This is a genomic window from Phocaeicola acetigenes, assembly GCF_027529745.1.
Lineage (GTDB): Bacteria > Bacteroidota > Bacteroidia > Bacteroidales > Bacteroidaceae > Phocaeicola > Phocaeicola acetigenes.
Genome location: NZ_JAPZVM010000001.1, coordinates 182,981 through 207,066, shown reverse-complemented (window position 1 = coordinate 207,066; position 24,086 = coordinate 182,981). Strand labels below are relative to the sequence as shown.

The following is a 24,086-nucleotide window of genomic DNA, read 5'->3' as shown; positions in this document are numbered from 1 at the left end:
AAAATGATGAAAAAGAAATATATACTGACTTTCTTTATTTTAAGCTCAATAGGAAGCGCTTACTCTCAAACATTATCTCAAGCAAAAAGTTGGTTTCTCGAAGGAAAATTTGCTGAAGCTAAACCAGTATTCAAAAAACTTGTAAAACAGTCGCCCTCGAATGCCAGCTATAGTTTTTGGTATGGAGCCTGTTGCTACGAAACAGGAGAAAAAGCAGAAGCCCAACCTTATCTGGAAAAGAGTGCAGAAAGAAAAGTAATCAATGCATACCTTTATTTAGGAAAGCTATATTATGATTTATATCGTTTTGATGATGCAATCGAGAACATAGAAAATCATATCTATTGGCTTGAACAGAAAAAAAGAGACACAACCGATGCGGAAAAAGAATTGGAACGTTGCAGAAAAGCTGCACGCATGCTCCGAGGTACTGAAAATGTAGTAATAGTGGATAGTTTTGTAGTAGATAAACAAAATCTGCTTTCGGCCTACAGACTAAGTAAAGAATCTGGAGAAATATCCATGAATGCAGATGGGAACGGTACTTGCTTTACAAATGAGATGGGAGACAAAAAAATTGTGACTCAAACGAATAATGACGGAGAAACATATCTTGCTTCACAAATACAAATGATCAACCAATGGAGTGCCCCGGAACCTTTACAGTCTTTAAATGAAAATAGCAGACTGTTGAACTATCCGTTTATGGCTGCAGATGGCATTACACTATATTATGCCGCAGAAGGTGAAGAAAGCATGGGAGGATACGACATTTTTGTAACCCGTTACGATTCTGAAGACAATACTTATCTAAAAGCTGACAACATTGGAATGCCTTTCAACTCACCCTATAACGATTATATGTATGCATTGGATGATTTCAATGGCTTAGGATGGTTCGCTTCCGACAGATACCAGCCGGAAGGAAAAGTATGCGTGTATGTTTTTGTGCCTAATGCATCCAAAACTGTATATGATTATGAAACGACAGATCTTCCGAAAATAATAAATGCAGCTACCTTGAAAAGTATTAAAGATACATGGAACAATGAGGATAAACTAAGAACAGGACGACAGAGTTTAGCTAAGGTTTTATATGGTAGTAATCAATCCCAAAAAGAAGCAAACTTTACCTTCATTGTAAATGATAATACCATTTATCACAACCCATCTGATTTCGTATCCAAAGAAGCCGGCAAACAGTTCCGTTTCTTACAGCAAAAGCAGAAAGATTTGGAGGCATTGGAAGCAAGCCTGCTTGAATTAAGAAAAGAATATCATGAAGGCAATGAAAGCAAGAAAATTAATCTTGCTCCACAGATATTAGATCAAGAAAAACGAATAGAAGAATTGCGTAAAGAAGTAAAAAGTCTTTCTGTTTCTATTCGAAATCTAGAATTAAAGAGTAAAAATTAACAACAATAATTATGGAAGTATTAATTATTAGCATGCTTATCATAGCCGGACTGATACTTTTCATTATCGAAGTATTCCTGATTCCGGGTATCAGTGTCGCTGGAATTGCTTCAGCGTGCAGTTTATTGTATGCCATTTATTATGCTTTCGACAGTTTAGGAACACAAGCTGGTATTATAACTATAGGTATTACTATAATAGGAATAACCGGAATTACCATTTGGTTTATGAAGGGTAAGACGGTAGATAAACTTGCTTTGAAACAGACCTTGGACTATAAGCCTAACCCGTTAAAAGGAGTTGACATACATGTAGGAGATATCGGAACAACTATAACCAGACTGACCTTAATAGGAAATGCTGAAATTAACGGGCATATTCTTGAAGTACAATCAGCAGACGGGTTTATTGATGAGAAAACTCCTATAAAAGTATGCCGGATTACTCCTAATACCATTTACGTACAATCTATTCAATAATATTTACTTAAATCAAGGTAAACTATGATTGACCCTAACTATCTTCCGTTTATTTTAGCCGGTGGTGGAGTTATTCTGTTGGCTATATTTTTCCATTACGTTCCCTTTTTCCTTTGGTTATCTGCCAAAGTTTCAGGAGTACGTATTTCACTGGTACAACTTTTTTTGATGCGTATCCGTAATGTACCACCTTACGTCATTGTACCTGCTATGATAGAAGCGCATAAAGCAGGACTTAGTAACATCACCCGTGATGAACTGGAAGCACATTATATGGCAGGAGGACATGTAGAAAAAGTTGTACATGCATTGGTGTCGGCATCAAAGGCTAACATCGACTTGTCTTTCCAAATGGCTACCGGAATCGATTTGGCAGGACGTGATGTGTTCGAAGCCGTACAGATGTCGGTCAACCCGAAAGTCATCGACACTCCTCCTGTAACCGCTGTAGCAAAAGATGGTATCCAGTTGATAGCTAAAGCTCGTGTGACTGTACGAGCCAACATACGCCAGTTGGTAGGCGGTGCCGGTGAAGATACTGTATTGGCACGTGTAGGTGAAGGTATCGTTTCCTCCATCGGTTCTTCCGAAAATCACAAGTCAGTACTCGAAAACCCAGACTCCATCTCTAAACTCGTCTTGCGTAAAGGACTGGATGCTGGTACTGCCTTTGAAATTCTTTCCATTGACATTGCCGATATCGATATAGGCCGCAATATCGGAGCTTCTTTGCAGATAGACCAGGCTAACGCTGACAAGAACATCGCCCAAGCTAAAGCAGAGGAACGCCGTGCGATGGCCGTTGCTTTGGAGCAGGAAATGAAAGCCAAAGCAGAAGAAGCACGTGCTAACGTGATTCAAGCCGAAGCTGAAGTACCTAAAGCCATGGCCGAAGCTTTCCGAACTGGCAATCTTGGTATTATGGACTACTATCGAATGAAAAACATTCAAGCCGATACCGATATGCGAACCAGTATTGCTCGCCCCGATGTGCATCCAGCCGGACATGAACCTATCGGTAAATAAAGAGACAGAAACTAGCATTTAACTTGCTAATTAAAAACGAATGCGTATGAAAAAGTATTTTCCCCCTTCAGAACTGATCATCAATGAGGACGGTTCGGTATTCCACCTTCACGTAAAACCAGAACATTTGGCAGATAAAGTCATTTTGGTAGGCGACCCAGGACGTGTAGCGCTTGTAGCCTCTCATTTTGATACTAAAGAATGCGAAATAGAAAGCCGTGAATTCCGTACAGTAACCGGTACCTATCAAGGTAAACGCATCACGGTAACTTCTACCGGTATCGGATGCGATAACGTGGACATCGTAATGAATGAACTCGATGCACTGGCCAATATTAATTTCCAAACTCGTGAAGAAAATGAGACTTTTCGCCAGTTGGAAGTTGTACGCATCGGCACCTGTGGAGGTCTACAACCCTATACACCAGTAGGAACCTATATATGTTCTGCTATTTCCGTGGGATTCGACGGGCTTCTGAATTTCTACGAAGGACGCAATGCTGTATGCGACTTGCCTATGGAACGTGCCCTACTCAACCATTTAGGATGGACAGGTAACCTTTGTGCACCGGCTCCTTATGTAATTCACGCCAACGAAGAACTAGTAGATCGAATCGCCGGCACAGACATGGTACGCGGCGTAACAGTAGCTTGCGGCGGTTTCTTTGGCCCACAGGGACGTCAGCTTCGTATTCCTTTGGCTGACCCACATCAGAATGAAAAAATTGAGAGTTTTGAGTATCAAGGATATCGCATCACCAACTTCGAAATGGAAAGTTCTGCATTGGCCGGACTGGCACGTTTGCAAGGCCATAAAGCTACTACCGTGTGCATGGTCATCGCGAACCGAGTAGCCAAAGAAGCCAATACTGGATACAAGAACAAAATTGACGATTTGATTAAAGTCGTACTTGAAAGAATCTAACAAAATTATTATAAATCAACAGGTTCTCCTCTTTGAGGAGAACCTGTTTTTATGTCTGAAAACTCACTCATATGGAAGCAAGTTTTAAATCTAACCTTACCGATAAGCGTCAGCGATACGCTCAGTTCCTTGAACAATTCGCTCCCCTGATTGAAGGCGAAAAAAATGAAATCAGCGTGTTGGCCAATACTTGTGCAGCGCTAAAAGAAGCCTTCGGATTCTTCTGGATAGGCTTCTACCTCGTCCACGAAGATGAACTCCATCTCGGCCCATTCCAAGGCAGTGTGGCCTGCTATCGTATCAAGAAAGGACGTGGAGTATGCGGCACTGCCTGGGCTGAAGCTTGTACTCAACTTGTACCCGACGTAGATCAGTTTCCCGGTCACATCGCTTGCAGTTCTCTTTCCCGTTCCGAAATCGTCGTACCAATGATAGCCGCAGGAGAAGTACGAGGAGTACTTGATATTGATAGTGACCAATTGGCCACATTCGACGAGACCGATCGTGAATATCTCGAAAAAGTAGTTGCTCTGCTGGTAAAAACCCTCTATTCTCACGCATAAATATATTAACTCCATTTCCGGATGTAACCCGAAAACTGTATCTTTGCAAGGATAAAAAAACATATACACACGTGAATATATTACAAACAGAAGATACTATCTGTGCCATTGCTACCGCTCAGGGCGGAGCTATTGGCACTATCCGCGTATCAGGTCCAGAAGCTATCACCATTACGGACCGCATCTTTAAACCCGTTTCCGGAAAACCACTGACTGAACGGGCACCTTATACCCTTACTTTCGGTCATATACTTACGCCAGAAGGAGAAATTATCGATGAAGTATTGGTCAGCCTTTTCCGAGCACCTCATTCTTACACCGGACAAGACTCTACAGAAATCTCCTGCCATGGTTCGAGCTATATCCTCCAACAAGTGATGCAACTTCTCATCCGACAAGGATGTCGTGCAGCAGGTCCAGGTGAATATACCCAGAGAGCCTTTCTAAACGGCAAAATGGACCTCAGTCAGGCTGAAGCTGTAGCCGACCTCATTGCATCTACCTCCGCTGCCACCCATCGCATGGCCATGAACCAAATGCGTGGCGGATTCAGCCGTGAATTAGCCACATTGCGCGACAAGTTGCTTCACCTAACTTCCCTCATGGAGTTGGAACTCGACTTCAGCGACCACGAAGAACTGGAATTTGCCGATCGTTCCGAATTGGAAAACATCGCCCACCAAATTGAACACGTTATCCATCATTTGGTAGATACGTTCAGCGTAGGTAATGCCCTTAAGAATGGAGTGCCTGTAGCCATCGTTGGCGAAACAAATGCAGGAAAATCCACTTTGCTAAATGCTCTCTTAAATGAAGAACGTGCCATTGTAAGCGATATTCACGGTACCACACGCGATGTCATTGAGGATACCATGAACCTTGGAGGTATCACCTTCCGTTTTATTGATACCGCCGGTATCCGTGAAACAACTGATACTATCGAAAGTTTAGGTATCGAACGGAGCTTCCAAAAACTGGATCAGGCTGATATCGTACTCTGGGTCATCGACGCAACCTGTGCCGAAGAACAATATCGCCAGTTGGCCGACAAAATTCTGCCACGATGTGAAGGCAAGAATTTGATCATTGTGCTTAACAAAGTGGATCTACTTTCGCCGACAGACTCTCTCAATAAGGTAACAGAGGATACGAAATCGACTGATGAGCAAATTGCCCGTTTGAAAACGACTCTTCCCGACCTGCCGGAGGATACTTGTGTACTTTCACTCTCAGCCAAACAAAAGGAAGGACTGTCTTCGCTCCAAAAACAATTGGTAACCTTTGCGGCTTTACCCGATCTGTCACAAAATGATGTAGTAGTTAGCAATATTCGTCACTACGAAGCGCTAAGCCGTGCGCTAGAGGCTATTCACCGGGTACAAGACGGACTGGCCATGCAACTTTCTGGAGATCTTGTATCACAAGATCTTCGTGAATGTCTTTTTCACCTTGCAGAAATTGTAGGTGGAGAAATCACTAATGATGAAGTTTTAGGAAACATATTCAAGCATTTCTGCATCGGCAAATGACGGCTTGTAAACAACCGTAACCAATCATAACCATTTAGAACAAAGTCGCTGTATATCAGCGACTTTTGTTTTTGTGTACTTTCCAGACCGTATTTGGAAGTAACGGTTTTTATCCATATTTTTCATACGTATTTCTACCGTGACAGCAATTCACGGTTTGCCCAAATATCACAGTGACGCATTAGTTGACGTGTGTTGACAATGGTTTACATGTGTGGACAAAAAGGGAAATTAAAATTCATGTAAAATGGCAGAAAATAGGACGAAAATATGGAAGTAAAAAGAATTTGTCAATGGTGCGGAAAACCGTTCATCGCACAGAAAACAACAACCTGTTATTGCAGCCCGCAATGCTCGAAACGAGGTTACAAACACCGCATGATGGAACGGAAGATGGAGCTGCGCCATATGCAGGAGATGCAGGAATTGCGCTCGTCGCTGGAAAAGCAGGAATACTTCACCTTTTCGCAGGCAGCACGTCTGATGGGGGTAAGCCGCCAGTACATCTACAAACTGGTAAAGGAAGAGAAACTACGTGCCTCCCGGCTCAGCGGAAAGATGTCGTTGATACGGAAAGCCGACATCGAACTCATGCTTAAAAGCAAACCTTATGAACGGCTGGTAGCAAAAAACGACTTTGACATTACCGAGTATTACACCGCCGAAGAGATTGCACAGAAATATAAGGTCAATGCCAAATGGGTATGGACTTATACACGACAGCACAAGGTTCCGAAAGTGAGAATCCGCCAGTTCAACTATTACAGCAAGAAACATATTGATGCTGCCTTTGCCAAATATGAGGTGGACTCTGACCTGACGGAATGGTACACGCCCGAAGATATTCAGGAGAAATACGGCATGACACGTGTCGCCATCCGTTCACACGTCTACCGTAACAACATACCTTCGAAAAAAGAACACGGGCAGATATTCTACTCCAAACTCCACTTCGATCTCTCGAAAAACTCTGCGGAAGAGAGCAAGGCCGAATACTACACCGTCAAGGAGGCAATGGAAAAATTCAACCTCTCCCGTGACTCAGTTTATAATATCCTGCAATTCCATCAGATTCCTCGAGAGAAGAACGGGCGCTTCGTCCGCTTCCTGAAAGTGGACTTTGACCGGGTTTTGGGTGTCCGTAAGTGACCTAATTATAGGCTACCGTAAATTATTCCAAAATTAATCGTCACTGAAGGTGGTCTGCATGGTTACATTACAGTGATTTGCCAGCGAATTAACAACAACCATAAAAAATATAACATTATGAACGATTGTAAAACCGTAACATTAAGAACACGTCCTTTGAAAAACAGGATGCTGTCGTTTTATCTGGATTATTATCCTGGGTATAGAGACAAGGAAACAATGAAAGTTATCCGTCATGAATCGCTTGGCATTTATATATATGCCAATCCGAAGAACAAGCGGGAACAGGATTTCAACGAGGTAATGGCCGAGAAGGCTGAAGCCATCCGTTGTCGCAGATTCGAGTCGGTAGTGAATGAACGGTATGATTTCTTCGACAAGTACAAACTCAAGGCTGATTTCCTGGAGTATTTCCGTAATCAGCTCCGTAAACATGACCCAAAGTGGGAATTTGTCTATCTCCATTTCAGCAACTTCGTGCATGGGAAATGTACTTTTGAGGAGCTCGACATTGATCTCTGCAACAAGTTCCGTGAGTACCTGTTGACGGCAAAGAAACTCAAGCGTAACGGACACATCACACGAAACTCCGCATCGGGATATTGGTCTACATTCAGGGGACTTCTGAAAATCCTCTACCGTAACGGACTGATCCGCAACAACGTCAACGACTTCCTCGAAAAGATCGAGACCGAGGACGTAGTCAAAGATTATCTTTCAGTGGAAGAACTCTACAAGCTGGCCGAGACACCTTGCAAGAAGCCCGTACTGAAGACGGCATCCCTCTTCTCGTGCATGACCAGCCTGCGCATCAGCGACATCCTCGCCCTCTGCTGGGAGGACATCGTGGACTATTCGGCCGGTGGCAAGTGCGTACACATCATCACCAAGAAGAACCGCTCCGAGGACATCATCCCCATCAGCGAGGAAGCACTGGACCTGATCGGCTACAGCCCCGACAAGCGGGGAATGGTATTCAAGGGATTACAGCGCAGCTGGACCCAGACTTACATGAAAGGGTGGATCCGTTCGGCTGGAATCACCAAGAAGATCACATTCCACTCCTATCGTAGAACATTCGCTACGCTGCAAGCGGCTGCCGGAACGGACATCCGTACCATACAAAGCATGATGGCTCACAAGAGTATAACTACAACCCAAAGGTACATGAAAGTAGTGGACAGCAACAAGCGTGAAGCCAGCAAGAAAATCACCCTGATGCGGAAAGACTGACAGGCATTTTGACCACCTGTTTTAGCGGATATAGTTTGATTTTGAGCGAAAAATCGGACTATATCCGTAATTTTTGTGTAAAATCGGACGATTATAACTCATTATTTATCAGTATCTGAAATAACGCACATAACTTTGACGTACAGCAATTCCAAATAGTGATAGAAGATGACAAATACAGAACAAATCCGAACTAAGAAAATAAGTTTTATCCTTGCGCTATCCGTTATCATTTTTGCGGCCATAGCCACTTATTTTACCCTTTGCCATGACATCAACATCATGCGCATAACAACTCCTATAATTCTCGGACTGGCGATGTCCATCATATTGTGTGGAGTCCTGCAGAAATTTTTCTATAATTGGCTGACGAAAAATCCTATCCACTTCTCTTTTGGTGAACAATCCTCTCCTGTTATAGAATCAGAGAGCACCACAGAGCCTGTTTGTATTGCCGAAACACTCCCTACTGAACAACCGGCGGATTCTTCTGAACAGGAGTATTCTCCATCCCTACAGCCAAATCAAGAGCCTGCCGTACCTGATTGTTCCAATGAATCTCATTTGGAAAAGTATGATTCCATTCTGGAAGAACTCAAAGAGAAAGAACTGAAAAGGCAAGTAAAAGTTATGGATGCGATTCGGGAATATGTAACCATCAAGACTGCCCCTTATCTCTCCAAAGAGGCTATAGCGACTCTCATTTCCAACATTGAGTACATGGCTTGTGATCAGCCGGAACTCTACAAACCGATTCGTTCCAATATTGACAATCCGTTACGGTCACCGGGACTTCGTCATCTGGCGTGGAATGTAGGTGAACGATTGAGAGTACCATTGGCGAAAAGAGCCGTCTTTATCAAAGAATCATTTCCATACGAACTTGAAAACGCGAGTATTGAATATCTCAGGCTTAATTTACGGGATCAGGTAGCAAGTCAGATTCCAATTGATGTACCTGAAAAGGGAGACTATTGCTTCCATTTGGAAACAGATAACGATGAGTCGTAACAAAAAACGTATGCAGATGAAATAATTAATCCGGTCTGTATTGTTCTGCAAAGCTTCATTGGGTTGGTTCGCAGCATGTTAAACGATTAAAAAGTTATAATATGAAAACAGACCAACTTACATTCAATGACTTGCCGGCAGTAGTCGGCGAACTTTGCGACCGGATAGCAAGCATGGAAAATCTGCTGACAGAAAAACTGTCCAAGCAGCATGAAGCCAAAGAAAACACGCACGTCCCCATGACCGTGCAGGAAGCTTGCGCCTATCTCAAAATGCCGTTATCGACCTTTTATTACAAGGTCAAAAAAGATGATATTCCAGTCATCAAGCAAGGGAAACATCTATACATTTATCGGGATGAACTGGATAAATGGCTGGAATCCTCCCGAAAGAATCCGGCTCCGCAAACTTTCGAGGAAGAGAACGAAGCCATGCTCGCTTCCCATCGCCGTAAACCTAACCTTAAAAACTGGTAATGATGGAGAAGACGGACGAAACGATACCTTCACGTGAGGAACTGGCAGTTTTTATAGAGGAAGCTGCCGTGAGCGTCACGAATAACTATGAAGAAGCGCCGGCGGTGTTGATGGTGGATGATGCTGTTATAGGCACGTTGGGGAATTTCAGCGCTTCCATCGGGAAAGCCAAAAGCAAGAAGACTTTCAACGTTTCGGCCATTGCCGCATCAGCATTAAGTGGCCGCACTGTTCTTCGTTACCGTTCCATGTTCCCCGAGAACAAGAGGAAGATTCTGTATATCGACACGGAGCAGGGACGCCATCATTGTCAACAGGTACTGAAGCGCATCCTGCGTTTGGCGGAAATGCCGGATGACAAGGTGCCGGAGAATCTGATCATGTTGTCTCTGCGCAAGTTTGCACCAAGAGTGCGTCTGTTGATAGTCGAAGAAGCTATCGGCACCACACCTGATTTGGGTCTGGTCATTATAGATGGCATCCGTGATTTCCTTTACGACATCAATTCATCCAGTGAATCTACCGAAGTTATCTCGAAATTCATGCAGTGGACGGACGACAAACAAATCCATATCCATACTGTCCTGCATCAGAACAAGAATGATGAACATGCGCGTGGTCACATCGGCACGGAACTAAACAACAAGGCGGAAACCATCCTGCAGGTAGAAGTGGACAAAGAGGACAAAGCCATAAGTGTGGTCGAAGCTGTGCACATCCGGGACCGGGACTTTGAACCTTTCGCTTTCCGCATAAACGAAGACGTCCTGCCCGAACTGGTAGAACCATATCTGTCCAAAGAGAAGAAGAGCGGGCGACCAACCAAAGAACCGTTCGATCCGCAGAGGGAGATTCCTGAGCCTGTACATCGTGCTGCAGTGGATGCCGCTTTTGCCAATGGCAATATCGGCAGCTATGATGACTACCTGGAACGTCTGAAGGAAGCTTACGGATTGCACAATGTAAAGCTCGGCTACAACAAGGCAGTCAAGGTAGCCACCTTTCTTGGCAACAAGCAGATGGTCATAAAGGAGGGGAAAAATTATATTCTCAATCCAGAATGCCATTACTGAGTACAACTTTACTTTATTGCAGGGGCGTATATATTAGAATAAAGCAAAGTTGGCAGGAAATCATCATGTGAGATACTCATTTTCTCCCCTCTTTTAGTGGATAATATTATCCTGCATTTCCTTGTCCAAGTGCCAATTCATTATACGCATCCGATATAGCTTGCGGGGAAGGATAAACAGGTAACTGTTTCGAGATATGCCAAGGTATAACCTCACTGCGTTACGGTTGTACATTGGCGCTCTTGACTGCTCAGTTCCTTCGCCAGTACGGTACTCGCAAGCTCGCACCTTTTCAACCATTATAACAACGATTCAAATGAAAGAAAATATTGCCAATACATCAACTTCCCCGAAAGAAACAAGAAGCGTCTTTGTCGGGGCAAAAGTCACTCCCAGCCAGAGAGAACATATAAAATCACTGGCCGAACAATGCGGCATGACCGTAAGCGACTACATATTGTCATGTGCGTATAACTTCAAGCCCAAAGCGCGGCTTACTAAAGAAGAGGCGGCACTGCTGCAGAATCTGGACAATTGTCGGTCTGATCTCGTAAAATATACCTCCGCACTTCACGGAATGTCCACAAAGCAACGGATGGTAATGTTCAATCAGATTCCGTTCATGATCGGCTGGCTCGGAGAACTTTCCAATGTTGCCGAAGGCGTCTGCCAATTTCTGGAAGCCGTAAAGGAGAAAAACAGAATTCCGTCCAACCCTCAATCCGAAGAAAAATGATTGCAAAAGCCAAAGCCATATCTTACGGTATCAATGACCTTCGTTATATTACTGGCGAATCAAAGCACAAGAAGCATCCGGAAAAAATATATCGGGTATTGGACAATCTGTTGCCCCCTGATCTGGACGCTATGGGAATATGGAACTCCATGCAGTTGACCCTTTCCCAGTATCGGACGATAAAGAATTCCATAATCAGAATAGAGTTGAGTCCATCGCCTGAGCATACCACTTTCTATGACATTGAGGACTGGAAAAAGCTCTGGCACGAGTTCGCCGAAGAGTTCGACAAACAAGTGATTAGCGGCAAGGACGGGAAAGTCCGTTCCTGCCAGACCAATCTGGCAAACAGCAAATACACGGTTTACCTGCACATGGAATCCAAAGGTAAAGTTCCCCATCTCCATGCTGCAATTTGCCGTTTTGATGAAAACGGGAACATCAACAATGACCATAACATTCATCTTCGGGCACAACGTGCAGCCGAGCGAGTTGCAGTGAAACGTGGCTGGAAGACTGCGGAAGAAATCCGAAGTCGCAACATTCCGGAGGTAAGCAGAGAGTGCATGGAGGTATTGAGAATCATGCCATCGTGGTCATGGGAAGAATACAAGAAGGCACTTGCCCGGAGAGGCTATTCTGTATATGAACGGAAAGATAAGAAAGATGTTCTCCGAGGATATGCGATCCTCAAAGGAAATACCAAATACAAGGCTTCCGAACTGGGAGTGGCCCGTAACCTGATGATTTCGAAACTTCCCCGTACGTGGCAAAAGCTCCACTACCGGGAGAGGCTTGCCACTCAGGTCAATACTTCTCAAATCCATCGGCCGGAACCTGTTCAAAGACCGGCAGCCGGTATGGATTATACCTACTATCGTTCCGGCTCGGTGTCCTACACGCTTTCTTCCCATGGCGGAATGGAACAGCGTTTCTATATCCCGGAGCGGGTACTTGACTATTTCAATGAAGAGTTCGACTACCGGGAGGTTGCCAACAGCAGTGAGCTGACCGACATAGCCGTAGCACTCTTTGTCGGGATGCTTGATACGCCGGCCGTATCTGCCGGAGGTGGTGGCGGAGGTTCGCAAAGCGATCTTCCCTGGCGGGACAAGGACGATGACGACCTGCAATGGGCTCGCCGCTGTGCACGTGCTGCTACCCTCCTATTAGGCAAGAAACCGAGAACAGGATTAAGACGATAAAGTCATGAAACAAGCACACAAAAAGCGGCCGCCTCGTGCGACCGCTAATAGTCCGCCAATCTTGGCGGATATGGGAGAAATTACTTTATAAATCTGGAAAATTTATAAAGTGCCACTTCCTATTTTGCATCTTTTTCACATATCGATCGTATATTCCACAGCAAATATAAGACATATTTGTTGTAATTGTCTTAACTTTGTATATTTCAAATCAATATGCTGAATGCAGCCCATTATATTGCGTTGCGACATCATCAGCGCTTTGATTATTAATACACAGATATGGCACGTTGTCTATATAATTCCACAATCCGCAAATTTCTGCAGTTGTCCCCCGAGGCACTGTTAGGACATTTTGTGAACAATTACCACGGAGCGGCACTTACCACAACCAATGAAGCATGGGCCAACGAGATCCACATCATGCAGGAGGTTCTACAACCGTGGATGGATGAAGATGGACAAGTGATATTCGAGTACGATATTCCGCGACTTGGGAAACGGATCGATGTCGTTCTGCTGCTCCGTGGATTGATCTTCTGCTTCGAGTTCAAGGTCGGAGAGCGGGAGATGCTTCAATCCAATATAGAGCAGGTCCTGGATTATGCCCTTGACCTGAAAAACTTTCATTTGCTGAGCCAAAACAGGATCATTGTCCCGATTCTCGTGCCTACCCTATTCCGAACAAGTTCAAGTGAGTTCATTCCCTCGGTATACGATGATTCTATATACAACCCATTGGCGACTGGAGCCAATGGATTGCGAAAACTCATTACGGATGTTCTGGCTCATGCCGGAGCAATAGCCCCGGATCCCAGTCTGGGAGCCGACTGGATTATTAGCCCTTATTCACCCACCCCAACCATCATTGAAGCGGCCAAGAGACTCTATGAAAATCACTCGGTAGAGGACATCACCCGCCACGAAGCCGACAAGGTATCAACCGACCGTACCATTGCATATATCCTCGATGTGATCAAGACTAGTCGTGAGAAAGGAGAGAAGAGCATTTGCTTTGTAACCGGTGTACCCGGAGCGGGAAAGACGCTGGTCGGATTGGACGTTGCCGTCAAACAGTCTTATCAGAATGGTGATAAATTGGTCGAGGACGAGGGTGCGGTCTACCTATCCGGCAATGGGCCACTGGTCGCAGTGCTGACCGAGGCTTTGGCCATAGACAATCAGAAGAAATGCAAAGCTCGGGGCGAGAAAAAGAACATGTCAGACTCCAGGAGGGAGGTAGGCAAATTCATACAGATGATTCACCGCTACCGCGACAATATGTTGGCCAAAATCAAGAACCCCGTTGAAAACGGAGTCCTCGAGATTGACCCGAAGAAAGCAATGAAGCTAGCAAAGTCCGGCTACGGTGAGGTGGAGCATGTGGCCATCTTTGACGAAGCCCAGCGTTCATGGACGCATAAAAGGCTCGCAGACTACCTTAAACGAGGCGGTACCTATGGGAACAAACTCAAGGTGCCGAACTTTCCCTACTCCGAGGCGGCATTCCTAATTTGGTCTTTGGATCAGCGGGAAGATTGGGCAACAATCGTATGTCTGGTCGGTGGCGGTCAGGAGATCAACACCGGAGAGGCCGGCATTTCAGAGTGGATCAAGGCTCTCAACGAGAAATTTACACATTGGCAAATCTATATCTCCGACAAACTGACCGAAGCGGAATATGCCGAAGGTCGAGTCAATGAACTATTGGCCGACAATAACAAGGTCACGTTCTCTCCAGAACTCCATCTGGGAGTTAGTCTGCGTTCGTTCAGAGCTGAAAATCTCTCTGCATTTGTACATTCTTTACTCTCTTTCAATCCGGATGCTTCTACATGGTACAACACAATAAAAGAGCGCTATCCGATTGTACTAACAAGAGATATGACCAAGGCAAGGGCCTGGCTGCGTAAGAACACCCGAGGTTCGCAACGATCAGGTGTGCTGGTCAGCAAGGCTGCGGCTCGGTTCAAACCATTGGCCGTCGATATTCTGGATCAAGGCGACGAAAATGCCGTACACTGGTTCTTGGAGGATAAAAACGACATCCGCTCATCTAATTTCCTCGAGGACGCTGCAACCGAGATTCAGGTTCAGGGTCTAGAGCTGGATTATACATGCGTCCTCTGGGATGCTGACTTGAGATGCGAAAACGGACAATGGCGATATTATAACTTCAATGGCCGAACAGCCTGGCGCGAAGAAGCTGGTAAAACCGAAGGCAGCCTTGAACGAAGGAAATACATGCTAAATGCCTATCGGGTTCTCCTAACACGAGCCCGCATCGGCATGGTCATTTGTGTTCCAGAAGGCAATTCCAACAAAACTGTCGGCGGTTTTCCGGAAGATGCGACCAGACTACCTGAGTTTTATAACGGTACCTACGAATACCTCAAGTCAATAGGGTTGGAGGAAATATAATTGAATTTGAGCATATGCATTTTTGGACAAGACATTCACAAAAGACTATATATGGAAACCTCACCTAAAGAATTATTATCTAAATACAGTGAAATTCGAGAATGTGATTTCAAAGAACGCCATTATTCCGTTAGAGATAATGGTGCAATATATCGGCATCCCAAAAAGGATTGTAAGCCATCAAAACTAGACTGTACTTGGACCTTTGGAAACAAAGACAACAAAACAGGTTATATGCTCTATGGTGGAGTTCGCGTTCATCAAATCGTCGCAACAGCGTTTCATGGAACGCCTGATGATTCACATATGGTCATCGATCACAAAGATACGAACAGATGTAACAATCGCCCCGAAAATCTTGCATGGGTTACTCGGTTGGAGAATGCTCTCAACAACCCCATAACCAGAAACAAAATCAAATATTTATGTGGTTCAATCGAGGCTTTTTTAGCGGATCCCTCCATTCTGCGTGAATCTGCATCAGATCCCAATATCGGCTGGATGCGTACTGTATCAAAGGAAGAAGCAGCAAAATGCCTTAAAAATCTTGAAAGATGGGCAACGGAAGATAACACTACCCCAAAATCATCAAATGAAAGCAAAGGAATCGGGGAATGGATCTACAAAGATAGCCCAGACAGCGGATTCAGATCATCTTGGAATCTAGCTTGGGATTCAAAAGAGACACATAAATCATATGCTCAGCAACGGGCTGAAATCGAAGCTGAAACTGCCAGACACTACGAAGAACAACTCTCACTCAAAGAATCTCTAACGCCAGGAGCAAAACAAGTACATTGGAAAATCCCAACAGAGTTCCCTTTGTGTCCCAACACTCATACAAAAACGCCATTACAAGACTACATAGCAAATTTAATTCCGACAGCAGTATTTTGTCAAAATCAATACTATCATTCAGAAGTCATTAAAGCAGAACTTTCTTTAGACAAAACACATATAGCAGTGCTTACGACCACTAGCGGAGTAACCAATTTTGCCCTCACAGAAATCAGATACGAAGATGGATTTTACATACACGAAAGTATCCGCACATTCTTCACTGATGAAGGTGCTGAAAAATACTACTCGCTATCCCTTGGCAAAGAATGGACAGGAGGAGATGTTCTGGAAGATTATTGTTAATAGATTATCTCTATACATTGGGAACTATTGTGGCCCTAATCATTCAATAGACCTGCAGTAGAAAACCATAAATACTGAATTCCTCATTTACGAGAAATTCAGTATTTACATATCACTCCTTTCATGAGTTTAATAGTAGAATATTGCCAACTATAATTTATGGCCATAGATGCCGAATCATACTTTTGATAGTGTTATTCTCCAATTTTATACTTAATTGTTTTGAGATATCATTATCACCCTCAAGATGTAAAGGATGGTTATAGATGATTCCAAGCAGATAGTATGTTTCGGGTATCAGAACTCCTAAATCATGTGCATAATTTAACTTTTCGGTTGTCCCATGTGTAGCAAGAAATTTCTCTTTATCAGCATCTGTACTAATACGACTATACACGTTCTCTTCAATTCTAATCCGCATTGAAACACATACGGCTAACGGATCATACACTTCATCCGGTTCAAACAAATATCGACGTAATTCCCTATCGACTTTTTTCTTAAATTTCTCAGGCTTTCCCCAATCGCTATTCAGTGATAAGCTTACAAATTTGTCTGTAATATCAACTCTATCCAAATCGGGGTGGTAATGCAAAAAATATGTATCCACTTCATTCTTAATCAAAGGATCTTCCCTTGTTCCAATAAGCTGACTCATCTTATCACTAATTCGACCTTTGCTCTCTTTTAAATAACAAACATTGAGTCGTTTGTCATTGAAACAAAAATGTTTTAGGTAATTAGGGTCTATATGAGTTAGCAGGATCGGAAATATGACTCGTTTATTTTTTCTATAATTATCTATTAAAGTGGACACATAATATTGAAATGCAACAAGATTTGCATCATCCAAATAATCAAAGAACTCATCAATAACAAGGATACAAGCTTTTGATTCCTTATAATGACATTCCATTAATCTAGATATAAACGTAAGAATGTCACGTTGACCATTTGAAATCATATCTGCTTTGGGCCATTCAATGATTAATGAACGATCCTTGATTGTAGACTTAATTTCAAATCTATCACTTACAGGATTTAACTTTTTAAGGGTAGAATCTATCTCTGCTTGTTTTTTTAGAAAGGCCGCATACTCCAGTGCTTTTCTATAATTTACCCCCATGTTATTTCTAACATGAATAATTTGCCATGCAGCAAGAAAGACATCAACACTATTATCAAAGGCCCTTTTTCTTCTTATTATATCACACAAATTAGCGAACGCTTGATTATTGATGTCTATAATATTCTCCCTATTAATTTCATCTTTAATACTTCGGGCCGTTTTCCTGCTATCAATATTATTGATTCGTGTTATTATTGCATCAAAAGGAGTTCTAAACCGCACTAAGCCAAACTCTCCAAAATTTACTTTCTCAGAGATCTGGATCATTAAGTTAGGATTATTATAAATATCTGAGATATCTGTTAATAATTTACCATTTGCTCCAAAATCTCGTTTGTTTCTCGTAAACGAATAATCAAAGTTTATTTTTGGGGGAATCGTTTTAATCATAACGGTAGGCCTAATATCCATCGAGGCCCTTGGAATAAGCCTACCTCCGTACCGTTGAGCTGTCGCCTTCGGTTTAAGTTGACAATTAATGACAAAGACGTCAAAATCGTCAGAGATCGTATTATGGTTACGATCTGCCTCTAAAATTCTTCCTGTGCTTAGTTTTAATCTTAAAACAGGAAGATTCGTGTCATCTCCATTGTAACTGTTTGTCCCTTCAAGTTCCAAACAATTACTTTTCAATGAATTGAACGCAACAGCCAGAGATGTTTTTCCAAAACCATTAGGCGCTACCAAAATATTAGGACGATTAGGCTGTATAGGCTGCTTGAGATCAAAACTCTGCAGCCCTTTTACATTTTCTATATGTATCTCGTTTATAACCATCTTTTATCAAACAAAATTACGGCTAACAACACCTCATTCTATTGTAAGCACCTTCGTTGACTCTTCGCCGAACTGCGAGATGACACGGACCGCAATCTTGCGACCGGCTCGTTTCTCTATCGGATGGCTGCGGAAATCATAAAGGGTATCCCACATCTCTTCGTTGAAAACGATTCGCAGCGTTTTCTCGATTCCTTTTTTGTTTTTACCCGGGGCGACCGATTGCAGACCTTTTCTCCAGGCTTCGAACTCCTTCTTCGAACCGCCACAGAAATGCAGACCTCTGACAATAAATTGTTCTCCATTATAATCATCATCAATTTCCCAATAGGCAATATCTTCTACAGAACGGGGTTTGACAATATCTTTAATCGGGTCATAAATATCAAGTCCCTGAATCTCAACATGGACTGTTTTACCTCCTTCGTCTTCAACAATTGCAATATCTGGCTCTCCAATAGTAATGAAAGTTCCAGCTCCTTTGTCTTTCTTCAGCAGTCCGTCTTGCATCAGATCGTCATGCATACGTACTTTGCTTACAACAAACGAACCCAAATTATAATCCTTCTCATTGATGTTGTCCTCAAATGAGAAACCAAGCACACACAACCAGGAAGCCCCTTCATTAAGGGCGATCCCGCGGAACTCCTTGAGCGCCTCGCTCACGGCACGCTTACTCACCGATCCGAACTTGGGACCGATGTGGAAATAAGCCAGACGTTCCTTGTCCTCCGCATCCTTGTAGTATCCTTTGGCATGCAGGTAGGGATTGGCCACCGCCTCGATATTGTAGAATATGGCCTGCTCGTTCTTGGCACCGTTGCGAATACCCGACGACTTAAGGTGTGCAAATACCCGCTCCTGAAAATCCTCCGTTTCGTTCCGTTCGTCCACCCCGATCGCATCCGGATTTACCACATTGAAACTTTGCAGCGTCTCCACGGTAAAGGGCCCTGCGACACGCATCTTCTTCTTGTCCTCATTGGGCTGGTCATACAGAATTTCTTCATCGGGTTCCAGATCATTGGCCAGAGATTTCAGCGTGATATGCGGAACCGTCTTATAGACAAAACCCTGACGGATATTGCCATGCTCCTTGTCAAACAGCTCGTAATAGGGGAAGACCGCCGTTGTCAAACGTTTCTTGGCGATATTGAGGGCAATGCGCGAGGTGTCTATCGTAATCCAACGACGTCCCCACTGCTCGGCCACGTATGCAGTGGTACCACTGCCGCAGGTCGGATCAAGCACCAAATCGCCGGGATCGGTGGTCATTAACACACAACGCTGTATAGGCTTTGTCGAGGTTTGACATACATATTGTTTATTTTGTTCAGCTGTCCCCATTGTATCATCCCATAGATTTGTCAGATTTACCACAGGAAAATCATCATAATACAATTTGAAATTAATGGATCCAGCTGTTTCAAAAATTCTGTTACGTTCTACTAGACGTTTCATACCTTGTATATTGGTACTCCAACCTCTATTCCCAGGAGAATATATCTTCCCTTTAAATTCAAATGGATATACAGTAGAAGCACTTGGGGTTTGAGAAGTCAGTGGACCACCTAAAAAAACTCTTGCGCCTTTGGGTATCAAATTGGGAGAGATACGTTCTTCAAGTGATATAGGGCGAAAAGTTCCATCAACTTCTTCAATTCTGTTATACCTTGCGCCAGGGCCAATGGAAAGAGATTTTGGTATAAATAATTTACGAGATTTCATATTTGATTTATCTTTGGCATACCACAAGATAAAATCAGAAATATTATTAATAATTTGCTCACTCATACCACCGCTTTTTTTAGTAGTAATTTGGCTAACAAAGTTCTCACTTCCAAATACCTCATCCATCAGATTCCGGACAAGATGCACATTGTCATCCGAAATCTGCACAAAGCAGGAGCCTGATTCGGTAAGCAGTTCACGGGCAAGCACAAGGCGATCGCGCAGGTAAGAGAGATAGCTGTGGATACCCAGTTCCCAGGTATCCCGGAAGGCCTTAATCATCTCCGGCTCACCAGACAACGACTCGTCGTTTTCCTTGACATCGCGGTTATTAAGTTTCATCTGCCAGTTGGAGCCATACTTGATGCCGTAGGGCGGATCGATATAGATCATCTGCACCCGGCCAGCCATTCCCTCCCGTTGTAACAGAGAGTTCATCACCAGAAGAGAATCGCCCTGGATCAACCGATTGCGCCAGTCGGCATTGTGTTTATAATATTCGGTAATACGCTGAAATTCGTCTTCATACGTCGTTTTCGGCATCTCATTGCCAAAAAGTGAAGCCATACCGGATGCATTATCATCGGACTTTATTGTATAAAGCTGATTGATAATCATCTCGGGACGAATCTCCTCATGGCGATACAAAGAGCGCGTATCGACCCGCAAATCGGAAGACTGGGTCTCCTCGTCATCGTTCTTGTACTTATCCAGCCAATAGAGCTCTGGATCCCGTCCACGATCGAACTCGTGTTTGAACTGCGAATACCGGCCTTCTGGGGTCATGGACTCCACGACCAACGACTCCTCACCGGCCAGCTCGGTCGTGGGGATGGATGCACGGTGTTCTTCGTCGTGCTTGATAGCTCCTACGGGATATATATTGTTGTTTTTGTTGCTCATAACGAGTTGATTTTATGGGTTAATATAGCTTTTATATTATCAATATCGGTCACCTCAATGTAATACCACACGCCATGGGTCCCGAGATTATTTGCGGCAGGAAGCCAGAAATCCTTGGCGTATTTACGCTTGAAATCCTTGTGCCCCAGTCTGTCGTTGGAGAGGCCCGAGATCTCAATGATAAGATTCACCTCTGCGCCGCTCTTCGTTTTAACCACCGCAATAAAATCGGGCACATACAGATGCTCGATGGCACCGATAAGATACGGGATCTTGAAGTCAAGAAAATGATTCTTCACATAGCGCACCACCTGCGGCAGTTCCTCCAATGTCTTGGCGGCAATCTGCTCCCAGGAGTCCGTGTCGGCCACCACATAATTGACATGGCTCTTTACCGTTGGATAGACCTCTTTCGATGTTGCACCGTACACATAGCGTGTGCTGCCCTCGGGATTGTAATAGTTCAGAACCGCTTTGATCTGTTCGCTGTCGGTATTGGCCCTTCGGATTCCCTCATATATCGAGGTTGCCGTCTCTTTCTGATTCCAGAATATAACCAGTCGGCGCATCTCGACTGAACCATCGCCTCCGATAACCTCAATCTGGGTATTATACCACTTCTCGACAATCCGTTTCAGTTGCCCGAAGAGTTGGAATTCGCGGCCCTTTTCATGGTCGGTATAATATTGCTGGATCAGTCTTTGCGTAAGAACATATACAACCTGGGCGTCGCGCAGATCATGGTAATCCTTTTTCAGCACCTTCATATCATCACCGATGGGCGTTGACAGAATGGTCTCCTCGGGAATCTCCGTAAAGTTCAGTTTGAACTTCGGTTCGCCCGTATAATCGGCATCAATATGTCCCATTTCGTTCTCACTACGGTAGCCTACGATATTGGGGAATCGGATCTCCAGATCCTTCCTTTCATCAAGAGCCCGAATAACCGTCTTCGGCTTCTGCGGCGGCGGAGTACCGGCCCCTCCTCCCTTGAAGGTCTTAAACGGCACTCCAATAATGTGGGCATATTCGGGAGGAAACTTATAGACGATATTTTCCTTCTTGTATTTCTTAATATTCTTCGGATCAATCTCGTTCCCCTCCTTATCGTATGCTACCAGATTGTAATTTTGACGGCGCAATGCACGACCGGCAACTTGCTCGCACAGAAGCTGCGAACCAAAAGCTCGCACCCCACAGATATGGGTTACCGTATTTGCATCCCAACCCTCGGTAAGCATGGAGACAGAAACGACAAGACGAATATCCTGTCCAAGTTTTCCCTGTTTACCTACGCTGTTGACTACTTCCCGGAGAATGTCCCCATCGGAAAGGGTATCCGCACTTCCGGAGCCATGAAGAGTAGCATATTCACGTTTGAACTGTTGAATCTCATTGGCAAAAACCTTTTTGAAATCATCGTCAACGATTGCTCCTGCCTCGTCAATGGCAATGCTGTCGATAAGAAGCGATGGCTGTCTTCTTTTGGGGATGCCATTTTGGTAATTGGAGAAAATATCAAAATGCCCGTCTATATAGACGGTCTTTCCTTCGGTATCGACCGTTTCATATCCAGCCATATATTTAAACACCTCTTTGGAAACAGTCGTGTTGTTACAAACGACGATGAAGACAGGAGGTGCCGTAAACAAGTTCTTTACAGCTTCGTTACTTTGTCTTATTCCCTTGTCGTAATCTTCATAATCCTTGACAAACTGCTCCAACGCAAGATTCAGCAAGGAAGGTAGATTGGGGGCTTTCTCGCCCAAAGGGCGCTCCTCGCCGTTCTCTTTAGCCTCCTTCTTGGCCTTTTTCTGGCCTTTTTTAGGCAACTCCTTACTGATGTGCTGGTATATATTACGCAATTTAGGCTCATCGAGGTCATGCGATGAATCCATGGTCGGCAGGAACGGAATCTTGACAAGTCCACTCTCTATGGCATCCACAAGGCCAAAATCACTAACGACCCACGGGAACAAAGAATATGGCGTATAACCCGATCCTTTCAAATAGTACGGCGTTGCGGAGAGATCATATACCTCTTGAACTTTATAGCCCAGTTTTTTCATCTGACGCAATCCCTCATACCATACCATGGCGTTCTTGTTCTCCTCGTCGGTCTCCTGTTCCTCCTCCGATCTTCTTTTTGAACCGGAATCTTTAGGGAGATAACAATGGTGCGCCTCGTCGTTGATCACAACGATGCGCTTCCCCTTCATATTTTTGCCGAGAAGACGAGACAGAACAGAGGTAAATTCTTCCTTGTCCTTTTGCTTGACCATCTCGCCATCCTCATATTTGAGTTTCCCGTCAAAAGGACTTGATTTCTTGCCTGTGTAAACTTTGGGCTCAAACTGATGATAATTGGTGATAGTGATTACAGAATTAAGCCCACCAAACAACCGGACATATTTCTCAGGTATAAGTTCCCGTTGGTGATAGTAATCCAATTTATCATAAGCCGATTTACCGGACGCATCAATATACAGAACACCAAGTCGATCTCGGATAGTGATGCCCGGCGCCACAATCAAAAAATGATCTGCAAACCGTGTATCCTGAGGGTTTTCTTTCTTGTTTACATAATGATACAGGATTAGCATGGCCATTACGACAGTCTTTCCTGTGCCAGTGGCCATCTTAAACGCTGTACGCGGTAAAACATCTTCATACAGATCCGATACGGTTTGTCTGCGCATGTCAAGTTCATGAAGGATGCTTCTACCCAAATTAGGATCACGAGGAGCCACTTCGTTAAGGTAGATAGCCGTTTCCACAGCCTCCCGTTGACAGAAGAAAAGAGATTTGCTGAGCTCTCTTTCCGGGTTAGAGAACCAAAACTCCAGAAGATCACGAGTTGTACGGGTAACCTTTGGATAACCTTGCTCTCTCCATTCTTTTACAACTTGTCTAATGCCATTTATAAAGTTCGCATTCTCATCATCCAGTGAAATGTCTTCTGCCGAAAATAATGCTTTATTAGGAGTTGTGTTCGGAACAACTGTAAGATTGGCTGCGTACGGCCTTCTGCCTGCCAAAATCCTTGAATAATCGAGATTGCCATCGAAAGTAACATCATAATGCCACTTTGGTTCCTCATAGGGATTATTCAAGATAGGACTTATATTATCAGATGCTTTCATTTTAGATATTTTGCATTA

18 protein-coding genes are annotated in these 24,086 nt (G+C 43.9%); 15 read left to right on the top strand and 3 right to left on the bottom strand.

Features of this window, described 5'->3' with window-relative positions:
* Positions 1-6 precede the first annotated feature (6 nt).
* The 15 genes from O6P32_RS00885 (at position 7) to O6P32_RS00815 (ending at position 16,385) form a co-directional block, all read left to right on the top strand.
* Complete coding sequence (locus O6P32_RS00885) at positions 7-1,416, top strand: tetratricopeptide repeat protein (protein WP_269876626.1); 1,410 nt, start codon at positions 7-9, stop codon at positions 1,414-1,416.
* 11 nt (positions 1,417-1,427) lie between these two features.
* Positions 1,428-1,895 (top strand): NfeD family protein, encoded by a 468-nt coding sequence (locus O6P32_RS00880; protein WP_178266411.1) that lies wholly within the window; start codon positions 1,428-1,430, stop codon positions 1,893-1,895.
* Between the two features lie 24 nt (positions 1,896-1,919).
* Entirely contained in the window at positions 1,920-2,921 is a 1,002-nt protein-coding gene (gene floA, locus O6P32_RS00875) for a flotillin-like protein FloA (RefSeq protein WP_178266412.1), read from the top strand.
* Positions 2,922-2,967: 46 nt separating this feature from the next.
* Positions 2,968-3,846, top strand: a complete 879-nt coding sequence (locus tag O6P32_RS00870; protein ID WP_269876337.1) for a nucleoside phosphorylase — start codon at positions 2,968-2,970, stop codon at positions 3,844-3,846.
* 71 nt (positions 3,847-3,917) lie between these two features.
* Positions 3,918-4,409 (top strand): GAF domain-containing protein, encoded by a 492-nt coding sequence (locus O6P32_RS00865; protein ID WP_178266414.1) that lies wholly within the window; start codon positions 3,918-3,920, stop codon positions 4,407-4,409.
* Positions 4,410-4,480: 71 nt separating this feature from the next.
* Positions 4,481-5,938: a tRNA uridine-5-carboxymethylaminomethyl(34) synthesis GTPase MnmE gene (mnmE, locus tag O6P32_RS00860; RefSeq protein WP_269876336.1), complete on the top strand. Its 1,458-nt coding sequence runs from the start codon at positions 4,481-4,483 to the stop codon at positions 5,936-5,938.
* A gap of 270 nt (positions 5,939-6,208) precedes the next feature.
* Positions 6,209-7,087 carry a helix-turn-helix domain-containing protein gene (locus O6P32_RS00855; protein WP_269876335.1) on the top strand — a complete coding sequence of 293 codons (879 nt, stop codon included), beginning with the start codon at positions 6,209-6,211 and terminating at the stop codon, positions 7,085-7,087.
* A gap of 117 nt (positions 7,088-7,204) precedes the next feature.
* Positions 7,205-8,320 (top strand): tyrosine-type recombinase/integrase, encoded by a 1,116-nt coding sequence (locus O6P32_RS00850; protein ID WP_087394634.1) that lies wholly within the window; start codon positions 7,205-7,207, stop codon positions 8,318-8,320.
* A 168-nt stretch (positions 8,321-8,488) separates the two neighbouring features.
* Positions 8,489-9,331: a hypothetical protein gene (locus O6P32_RS00845; RefSeq protein WP_269876334.1), complete on the top strand. Its 843-nt coding sequence runs from the start codon at positions 8,489-8,491 to the stop codon at positions 9,329-9,331.
* A 101-nt stretch (positions 9,332-9,432) separates the two neighbouring features.
* The gene (locus O6P32_RS00840; RefSeq protein WP_016273330.1) at positions 9,433-9,807 is read left to right on the top strand and encodes a helix-turn-helix domain-containing protein; all 375 of its coding nucleotides are present in this window, start codon (positions 9,433-9,435) and stop codon (positions 9,805-9,807) included.
* Between the two features lie 2 nt (positions 9,808-9,809).
* The gene (locus O6P32_RS00835; RefSeq protein WP_269876333.1) at positions 9,810-10,880 is read left to right on the top strand and encodes an AAA family ATPase; all 1,071 of its coding nucleotides are present in this window, start codon (positions 9,810-9,812) and stop codon (positions 10,878-10,880) included.
* Positions 10,881-11,196: 316 nt separating this feature from the next.
* Positions 11,197-11,616, top strand: coding sequence for a plasmid mobilization protein (locus tag O6P32_RS00830; RefSeq protein WP_269876332.1), 420 nt, complete (start codon positions 11,197-11,199; stop codon positions 11,614-11,616).
* The gene (locus tag O6P32_RS00825) at positions 11,613-12,821 is read left to right on the top strand and encodes a relaxase/mobilization nuclease domain-containing protein (RefSeq protein ID WP_269876331.1); all 1,209 of its coding nucleotides are present in this window, start codon (positions 11,613-11,615) and stop codon (positions 12,819-12,821) included. The genes O6P32_RS00830 and O6P32_RS00825 overlap by 4 nt, the downstream gene beginning before the upstream one ends.
* 282 nt (positions 12,822-13,103) lie before the next feature.
* Complete coding sequence (locus tag O6P32_RS00820; protein WP_269876330.1) at positions 13,104-15,242, top strand: DNA/RNA helicase domain-containing protein; 2,139 nt, start codon at positions 13,104-13,106, stop codon at positions 15,240-15,242.
* Between the two features lie 51 nt (positions 15,243-15,293).
* Positions 15,294-16,385 (top strand): HNH endonuclease signature motif containing protein, encoded by a 1,092-nt coding sequence (locus O6P32_RS00815; RefSeq protein WP_269876329.1) that lies wholly within the window; start codon positions 15,294-15,296, stop codon positions 16,383-16,385.
* 157 nt (positions 16,386-16,542) lie between these two features.
* Here O6P32_RS00815 and O6P32_RS00810 read toward each other — a convergent pair whose 3' ends face one another.
* Genes O6P32_RS00810 through O6P32_RS00800 form a run of 3 tightly spaced genes read right to left on the bottom strand, consistent with a single transcriptional unit; the run spans position 16,543 to position 24,068 of the window.
* On the bottom strand, positions 16,543-18,291 hold the full coding sequence (locus tag O6P32_RS00810) for a hypothetical protein (protein ID WP_269876328.1): 1,749 nt from the start codon (positions 18,289-18,291) through the stop codon (positions 16,543-16,545).
* A 33-nt stretch (positions 18,292-18,324) separates the two neighbouring features.
* Positions 18,325-20,925, bottom strand: coding sequence for a site-specific DNA-methyltransferase (locus O6P32_RS00805; protein ID WP_269876327.1), 2,601 nt, complete (start codon positions 20,923-20,925; stop codon positions 18,325-18,327).
* Positions 20,922-24,068: a BPTD_3080 family restriction endonuclease gene (locus O6P32_RS00800; protein ID WP_269876326.1), complete on the bottom strand. Its 3,147-nt coding sequence runs from the start codon at positions 24,066-24,068 to the stop codon at positions 20,922-20,924. The genes O6P32_RS00805 and O6P32_RS00800 overlap by 4 nt, the downstream gene beginning before the upstream one ends.
* Between the last annotated feature and the right edge of the window lie 18 nt (positions 24,069-24,086).

Coding starts and splice junctions, on each gene's coding strand:
- O6P32_RS00840 (WP_016273330.1), top strand. CDS start 9,433: ATGAAAACAGACCAACTTACATTCAATGACTTGCCGGCAGTAGTCGGC.
- O6P32_RS00870 (WP_269876337.1), top strand. CDS start 2,968: ATGAAAAAGTATTTTCCCCCTTCAGAACTGATCATCAATGAGGACGGT.
- O6P32_RS00855 (WP_269876335.1), top strand. CDS start 6,209: ATGGAAGTAAAAAGAATTTGTCAATGGTGCGGAAAACCGTTCATCGCA.
- O6P32_RS00850 (WP_087394634.1), top strand. CDS start 7,205: ATGAACGATTGTAAAACCGTAACATTAAGAACACGTCCTTTGAAAAAC.
- O6P32_RS00810 (WP_269876328.1), bottom strand. CDS start 18,291: ATGGTTATAAACGAGATACATATAGAAAATGTAAAAGGGCTGCAGAGT.
- O6P32_RS00820 (WP_269876330.1), top strand. CDS start 13,104: ATGGCACGTTGTCTATATAATTCCACAATCCGCAAATTTCTGCAGTTG.
- O6P32_RS00845 (WP_269876334.1), top strand. CDS start 8,489: ATGACAAATACAGAACAAATCCGAACTAAGAAAATAAGTTTTATCCTT.
- O6P32_RS00830 (WP_269876332.1), top strand. CDS start 11,197: ATGAAAGAAAATATTGCCAATACATCAACTTCCCCGAAAGAAACAAGA.
- O6P32_RS00805 (WP_269876327.1), bottom strand. CDS start 20,925: ATGAGCAACAAAAACAACAATATATATCCCGTAGGAGCTATCAAGCAC.
- O6P32_RS00880 (WP_178266411.1), top strand. CDS start 1,428: ATGGAAGTATTAATTATTAGCATGCTTATCATAGCCGGACTGATACTT.
- O6P32_RS00800 (WP_269876326.1), bottom strand. CDS start 24,068: ATGAAAGCATCTGATAATATAAGTCCTATCTTGAATAATCCCTATGAG.
- floA (WP_178266412.1), top strand. CDS start 1,920: ATGATTGACCCTAACTATCTTCCGTTTATTTTAGCCGGTGGTGGAGTT.
- O6P32_RS00825 (WP_269876331.1), top strand. CDS start 11,613: ATGATTGCAAAAGCCAAAGCCATATCTTACGGTATCAATGACCTTCGT.
- O6P32_RS00815 (WP_269876329.1), top strand. CDS start 15,294: ATGGAAACCTCACCTAAAGAATTATTATCTAAATACAGTGAAATTCGA.
- O6P32_RS00835 (WP_269876333.1), top strand. CDS start 9,810: ATGGAGAAGACGGACGAAACGATACCTTCACGTGAGGAACTGGCAGTT.
- O6P32_RS00885 (WP_269876626.1), top strand. CDS start 7: ATGAAAAAGAAATATATACTGACTTTCTTTATTTTAAGCTCAATAGGA.
- O6P32_RS00865 (WP_178266414.1), top strand. CDS start 3,918: ATGGAAGCAAGTTTTAAATCTAACCTTACCGATAAGCGTCAGCGATAC.